The 522-nt window shown below is 57.5% G+C and carries 1 protein-coding gene; it reads right to left on the reverse strand.

What is annotated here, in order from left to right:
• On the reverse strand, positions 1–522 hold a 522-nt coding region (locus tag ACR0EL_RS22795), incomplete at both ends, for an AEC family transporter (RefSeq protein ID WP_480502398.1).

Genomic DNA, 522 nt, shown 5'->3' on the forward strand with positions numbered 1-522 from the left:
CTGCCAGCAGGTATGAGGTGACGGCGACCGGCGCACACATTTGCAAAACCAGAACTCCGAAGGCTACAGGACCCAGTCCAAAACTGATGGCAAGAGCCCAGCCCAACCCGAAGCACACCGCGAGTTTCAGCAGGGACAACCATATAGCCTGTTGCAGCTTCTGTGTTGTCAGGCGTGCAATCGCGACCCCAAGGGTGATCAGCATCATAGGCACCGCCATCTGGCCCAACAGTTCCAGCGTGTTGGTTAGAAACAGTGGCGTCTGCCATCCACGCCACAGAAACAATGCCCCCAGCAGCGTGGCCCAGACCATCGGCTCGCGCAGAACCTTGCCAAAGGCGCCGCGCCCCGCGACCAGATAGATACCGTAGGTAAAAGAAAACAGAGCGGTAACGGCCAAAAAGATCACCGCGAAACCCAACCCAGCCTGCCCAAAGGCAAAGATGCACAAAGGCAGGCCCAGATTCCCAGTGTTACCGAAGATAAGAGGTGACAGATAGGTCCGCTGCTCAAGCCCTGAGG

The sequence above is a fragment of the Ruegeria sp. AH12 genome (assembly GCF_056541465.1).